Annotated in this window: 7 protein-coding genes; 1 reads left to right on the forward strand and 6 read right to left on the reverse strand. The window is 35.0% G+C overall.

Annotation, left to right across the window (positions count from 1 at the left end):
- Positions 1 to 74 precede the first annotated feature (74 nt).
- From J2Z35_RS09830 to J2Z35_RS09850, 5 genes are all read right to left on the reverse strand, one after another.
- The gene (locus J2Z35_RS09830) at positions 75 to 1493 is read right to left on the reverse strand and encodes a sensor histidine kinase (protein ID WP_209661227.1); all 1419 of its coding nucleotides are present in this window, start codon (positions 1491 to 1493) and stop codon (positions 75 to 77) included.
- Entirely contained in the window at positions 1490 to 2071 is a 582-nt protein-coding gene (locus J2Z35_RS09835; protein WP_209661228.1) for an ANTAR domain-containing response regulator, read from the reverse strand. Before J2Z35_RS09835 ends, J2Z35_RS09830 begins: the two co-directional genes overlap by 4 nt.
- A gap of 18 nt (positions 2072 to 2089) precedes the next feature.
- On the reverse strand, positions 2090 to 2521 hold the full coding sequence (locus J2Z35_RS09840; protein ID WP_209661229.1) for a EutP/PduV family microcompartment system protein: 432 nt from the start codon (positions 2519 to 2521) through the stop codon (positions 2090 to 2092).
- Positions 2521 to 2871, reverse strand: coding sequence for an ethanolamine utilization microcompartment protein EutS (gene eutS / locus J2Z35_RS09845; protein WP_456298337.1), 351 nt, complete (start codon positions 2869 to 2871; stop codon positions 2521 to 2523). Before eutS ends, J2Z35_RS09840 begins: the two co-directional genes overlap by 1 nt.
- Before the next feature lie 140 nt (positions 2872 to 3011).
- Positions 3012 to 3902 carry a diacylglycerol/lipid kinase family protein gene (locus J2Z35_RS09850; protein WP_209661231.1) on the reverse strand — a complete coding sequence of 297 codons (891 nt, stop codon included), beginning with the start codon at positions 3900 to 3902 and terminating at the stop codon, positions 3012 to 3014.
- 327 nt (positions 3903 to 4229) lie between these two features.
- On the opposite strand from J2Z35_RS09850, the gene J2Z35_RS09855 reads away from it, so the two are divergent.
- Entirely contained in the window at positions 4230 to 5771 is a 1542-nt protein-coding gene (locus J2Z35_RS09855) for a transporter substrate-binding domain-containing diguanylate cyclase (protein ID WP_209661232.1), read from the forward strand.
- A 174-nt stretch (positions 5772 to 5945) separates the two neighbouring features.
- On the opposite strand, the gene cobO is transcribed toward J2Z35_RS09855, so the two are convergent.
- Positions 5946 to 6509, reverse strand: a complete 564-nt coding sequence (gene cobO / locus J2Z35_RS09860; RefSeq protein WP_281063635.1) for a cob(I)yrinic acid a,c-diamide adenosyltransferase — start codon at positions 6507 to 6509, stop codon at positions 5946 to 5948.
- Positions 6510 to 6655: the final 146 nt, after the last annotated feature.

A 6655-nucleotide genomic window follows, 5' to 3' on the forward strand; every position in this document is an offset into this window, starting at 1 on the left:
AAAAAACTCTCCTTTAATCAAGAGTTTTTTAACGTCTTTGTTAAAAATGAGATATACTTCATCGTATATCTTTATTATTCTTTTTTCATTCTAAAATCAAACATTGCTTTTGTTCCCTTTGGTGATGATTCAAGGGAAAATCTTCCCTTGAGTTTGTCCTCTACAATGCTTTTTACAATGCTCATTCCAAGACTACCAAGTCTAGTCTCTTTTATATCAAATCCAACTCCGTCATCCTTTACGACGATGCTTGAATACATTATTCCTTTTTCTATATTTATTTCAATCTGACCTTCTTTTCTTCCTACAAAAGCATACTGCATGCTATTTTGTACGAGCTCATTTACTACAAGGGCTATTGAGGTAGCAAGGTCAGAGCTTATCTCAAATGTTCCTCCTGTGATTTTCAAATTAATATTGCAATCCTCATATGCAATACTTACCGCATTGCACATTACTCTTTCAAGTATGGTTCTAATATCAACCTCATCTACCCCATTTTGGGCAAGTATTTCATGGGTTACAGCAATACTTATAACTCTATTAATACTTTCATCAAAAGCCTTTTTTGCCTCAGAAGAATTAATTCTTCTTGACTGAAGCCTAAGAAGACTTGCTATTGTCTGAAGGTTGTTTTTAACTCTATGGTGAATCTCCCTCATAGCCATAGACTTTGTTATAAGCTCTTTTTCTATGGCCTTTTGGTCTGTAATATCTTTGATTACCATCATTAGCCCCGATAAAGATGCGTCATCAAAGGATAGAGTTGCGTACTTTACCTTAACCGTCATCTCTCCAATACTTACCTCTGACATTTTTGAATTTACAGATTGACTCACATCTTCAAACCTGTTTCCATCAAGGGCTAGATTTTCAAATGGAATACCCACAAGCTCATCCAGGTATCCTAAGCTTCTGTACATTTGAGAGGCCACAGGATTTATCTTCTGGGAAATTCCGTTTTTGTCAAATATTACAATACCATCGTTTAGATAGGGCTGAAGTAAAATCTCTTCCTGAAGTGTGCCCATTAGAGTTTCTGATAGTTTTTCCGCTGTCTCTGTGAGCATTTTAATCTTGGCATGCTCCTGCTCTGATTTATACACGTCGCTTTCCATTATAAGGCAGCCAATTACAGATTTTTCGTCATTAAATATAGGTACTACATTTTGCCTTACCATTTGTTCCTCTTGGGTGATTGCCCTCAAATCTCTTGTTGGCATTCCTAACTCAAGTGTCCTTATGGCTGCTGGCTCATTGTGTCTATGGGCAAACTTGCCTACCACCCTTTCTTTATAGTGGGATGGACCATAAAATGGCCTTGCCTCTGCAACTACAACAGCTACTCCACTTTCCCTGCTAAGTACATCTATAAATATATCTGAACGGGTAAGGTTTGCCATAATTTGAATTTGAGAAGCAACTTTTTCAAGTTTTTTTATATCTTTATCATTTAGATTTGTATAAGTTTTACATAACTTTTTTATACTCATTTCACGCCTTCTTTGCTCATAAGAATAATGCTTGCAATATCCTTCATTGTGCATCTTTTGTCCATGCTCATCTTACGTATGTAATTATAAGCCTCTTCTTCACTCATCTGAGAGTCGCTCATTAGTATGCTCTTGGCACGATCCACAACAATTCTAGATTCTAGCCTATCATTTGTCTTTTGATGGGCTTTTTTAATATCTAGTATTTCTTTCCCTTTGTGGATTGCTATTTCTACAGCTGGTAAAAGGGCTTGTTTAGTAACTGGCTTTACAAGATAAGATAAAACACCTACGCTTTTTGCCTTTTCAATAAATTCCTTACCGCTATATGCAGTGAGTAGTACAATTGCTCCTGCCAGCTCTTCTTCAGAAATAATCTTTGCAGCCATCAGGCCATCAAGAAGTGGCATTTTAACATCAAGAATAACTAAATCAGGTTTAGTTTTTTTGCACATCTCTACAGCATCAAATCCGTCAGAAGCTTTGCCCACTACATCGTAGCCAGCCTCAATAAGCATCTCTGCTACATCCATTCTTGTAATCGGTTCATCGTCAGCGATGACTATCCTCTTACTCATATCAAACCTCCGAATTAATCAAATCTGTTTTGAAAACAGCCTCGAAATCTGCTCTATACCCTCATTGGTATAAGAGCTTACCATATATATGTGAGTCGCTCCTGCATTTTTTAGCCAGTCCTCAGAGCGTTTTACGTCAGAATCTTTATGGTCTATTTTAGTTATTATTCCCACCACTTTTTTGTTGAACATAGCTCCAAATCCTGGTGGGAAAAAGTTTTCAGATGATGTACTGTCGTGGACAAGAGCTACGAGATTAGCATCAAATGACAAGGTTATTATAGCATTATAGTATCTGGGATTTTCTAGATATTCCCCAGGAGTATCTATGATATTTGGATAATACTCAACTGCTTGAGTCTTTTTATATTCAAGCTTTTCATTAATTAGTTTTTGAATCAATGTGGTCTTTCCAGCACCCTGTTTTCCTACAAATATTATATCTTTCATTATGACCTCGTTATTCCAGTTGGAGTGAATTTCATTACATTGGTGAGCATATTGAGCACCGATTGAAGTGCTTCTTCAACACTTCCCACATCTCCTACAAGAACCAGTGAGCCGCTAAATCGATCCAAAAATCCAATCCTTACATCAGATGCCTTAGTCGCCACATCCCCTGCTATAATCGCTCCTTCACTTGGAGTGATAGTCAGTATTCCAATAGCTCCTGTCTGATCTTCTGAAAGTCCAAGCTTTTTGCATACATCCCTCCTTGGATTTGCAATAAGGTGGGCAAGGGTGACCTGTTTGCCTGGAACATATTCCTGTACTACTCTTTGCTTTTCGTTTTCCATTATGACGCCTCCTACAACAAAAAAAGCCCGCAGTTTCCCCTATGGTTAAATAGGTAACTACAAGCTTCGATGCTTCGTTATTTTCAGCACGCCATTGTACTTTTTTTAGTATATCATTTTGATTTTAAATATTCAACCAATTTTTATGAGTTTTTTATCATAACTTTTAAATGTTTTGGAAGAACCTTGATATCAAGTGGAAGATTGGGCCCTTTTTCTCCATCAATATCACTTTCCTTTTCTTCATGCTCTACAAGTCTCACATTAATATTATCTGTAGTAAAATAAATCACATTTTCAGACTCAGTTATCTTTCCAGTGACTGCAGATGGAAGTATTTTTAGAGCATTCCCTATATCAAGAGATTTTATAGCAAGGACGTGAAGCTTTCCATCATCTGGTTTAGCTTCTTTTAAAAAATCTCCAAACCCTGCAAGTGCTCCACTTAATCCTATAGCAAGAAGAGAGATTTTAAGCTCAGATAGTTTATTTTCGTACTTTAACTTCACTAAAAAGTCTTCACTATTTATCACTTCCTTTGTCCCTGCAATAAAATAAGCCAATGGACCAAGCTTTGATTTCTCTTCGCTTTCTACCTCATGAACTGCCTTTGCTATGTTTCCTACAGATACTACATTTGTAAAATATCTTTCATTTACCATTCCAATATCTATTTCTTTTTCTTTAGAATCCTTAAGCATATCAATTGCTTCCTCTGGGTCAAGTGGTATATCAAGTGCTCTTGCAAGATCGTTTACAGTTCCCATAGGAATTATTCCAAGTGCAGGTCTTTTTTTATTTGGAGCAATACCGTTTACAGTCTCATTTACTGTTCCATCTCCTCCTAAGGAAATTACAAGGTCATAGTCTTCATTTGCAGCCTCATATGCAAAGTTTTTAGCATCGTTTTTCTTCTTAGTATATTTGATATTTATTTCATCATATCTTGGTTTTAATACCTCAACTAGCTTCTCTTCATAGCCCTTAGCCTTTTCCTTGCCAGATGAAGGATTGAGTATAATAAGCGCTTTCATAAATGCCTCCTGGATAATTTTTTATAATATGTTCTGACTTTACTCTCTAAATTTTTTTAGTATGTTTTTATACTTGTCTACTAATGCCTTTACAATATAAAAAATATACCCAATTCTTATATGTATAAAATTAAATTTATATCTCTATTTTTCTTTTAACTTAATTTATTTTACGTAAAGCAGTTAATATATGTTAAAATATTTATAACATTTTTTTATCAAACCCCTATAAATTTATGCTCTATTTTATAAAGAGGAGGTCTTACCATAAACCTAACCCCTATTAAATCAAAAATTTCAATTTCACTTATATTCATACTACTATTATTGCTCCCTTTATCAGGTTGCACCTTTTCCAGCGATACAGAGATATTTCTAACAGATGAAGAGATAAGCTGGCTAAATGAACATGAAGGTCAAATAAAAATCGGATATACCACAGATTATCCCCCAATAGAATTTTTAAAAGATGGAGAGTATGTGGGTATGACAGCTGATTATTTTAGGCTACTTGAAGAAAAGCTTGGCTTCAAAATTAAAATGGTGAGATACGATGCTTGGCCTGAGCTTCTTGAAGATGCAAAAAATAAAAAAGTTTCGGGCATCACTGCTGCTTCTAAAACTGAGCAGAGTCTTGAATACTTTAACTTTACAGTTCCCTATATATTCAATCCCAATGTAATAATCACCCGCAAAAACTTCTCAGAAAAACTAACTTTTGAAAAGCTAAACAATTCAAGTATGAGCATAGTGGCAATAGAAGGGTTTTCTGTCCTTGATGAACTAAAACTAAATTATCCAGACCTAAACTACCAAACAGTAGCAAATGCCAAAGAAGGACTTAGAAAGGTTTCCTTTGGTGAAGCTGATGCAATGATAGTACAGCTTATCAGCGCATCTCTTTCTATAGATTCGGATAATATTACCAACCTTATGGTAAATTCAGAGACAACATATGACTCAAACTTATCTATAGCTACTAGAAATGACTGGCCTATCTTAAATGATATTTTCAACAAAGGCCTTGCCCAAATTACTGACTCAGAAAAAAATGCCATTAAATCTAAATGGGTTCCCCTTTATCAAAATAAATTTTATGACAATCCTTACTTTTTACCTATTCTTATTGCTATTATAGATTTCTTTATATTTCTTTTTATAATAATTTTCTTGTGGAATATCACACTAAAAAAGAAGGTTAGAGAAAAAACCGCAGAACTTGAAAAATCTAAAGAAGAGCTTTATTTTAAGTCTTATCACGACGATTTAACTAAGCTCTACAATAGAGCCTACTATAATGAACAGATAGAATATTACTCTTTAAACCCAGTCCTTCCTTTTACAATTATAATTGCCGACTTAAACGGATTAAAAATTGTAAATGATACCTTCGGACATGAAAAAGGTGATATTCTTATAAAAAAAATTGCTCGTATTTTAAAAGATGAGTGCAGGGAAAAAGAAATTATTGCAAGAATTGGGGGAGATGAGTTTGTAATCTTGATGCCACAAACCTCGTACGAAGATGCTCTAGCACTTTGCGAAAATATAAAACAGGCATGTCTAAATGCAGACAAATACCCTATAGCTCCATCTATAGCCTTGGGAGCCGCTACTCAAATGCATAAAGATGAGAGCCTTCAATCAGTATTCAACAAGGCCGAGGATATGATGTACGAAAACAAAAAAATCAATAAAGACAAAACCTATCTGACTTTTATAGATTCCTTAAAATATCAGCTAAACAATTTAGATCCTGAAGATTCGGACCAAAGAATAAAAATCCAAAACCTAGCAATAGAGCTAGGAAAAAGACTTTCACTATCTGAAAAAGAAATAAATGAACTAATAGAACTCTCCGACCTCTAGCCACTAGCCACTAGCCACGGGGACACTAGCCACTAGCCACGGGGACGTATCTATCGTCCCACTTTTTTGGGTAGCCACGGGGACGTATCTATCGTCCCACTTTTTTTAATATCAAACACTTTATTTATATATGAAAACATAAACTTTTACATTTTTATGTTTTCATATATTTGTTTAGTTTTCTATACCTACCCTAGCACTCACTCCATTATTATAATAGTGCTTAATTTCTTTCATTTCAGTGACTAAATCAGCTATTTGTATTATCTCATCAGGTGCATATCTTCCCGTCAATATGACTTCTGTCTTATCTTCTTTCAAACTCAAAACCTCTAACACTTCATCAACTGAGATAAGCTTAAAATATAGAGCTATATTAATCTCATCAAAAACTACTATATCATAATCTTTTGAAACTAGTGCTTCCTTCATTCTTTGAAGCCCTCTTTGAGCATCCTTTATATCTTCTTCTTTGGGATTCTCGTTTACAAAGCAAACACCACCAAATTGTTCTATATGAAAATTTGGGAGATACTTTACAGCATCCAGTTCGCTATAATGCTGACCCTTTAAAAATTGTCCAAAAAATACTTTCTTGCCAGCGCAAATCGCCCTCAAACAGAGTCCTAATGCTGCAGTTGTTTTACCTTTGCCATTTCCTGTGTATACTTGAATATAACCTTTTTCCATATTTATCATACTCCTAAGTTTATCTCTATAGGTTTTATATAAAAGCAACCATTACTATGGGGCGTTTTCCTTCGGAGACGGACGGGAAGCAGGGACGAGGGGGCTGTCGGGAAATAGCCCCTTTCTAAAAAGCGACTTTGTCGCTTTTTTTAATTCTTAAAAAAATATAAAAAAAAGGCAGCAAATTAATGCCA

This window comes from Acetoanaerobium pronyense, assembly GCF_017874355.1.
Lineage (GTDB): Bacteria > Bacillota > Clostridia > Peptostreptococcales > Filifactoraceae > Acetoanaerobium > Acetoanaerobium pronyense.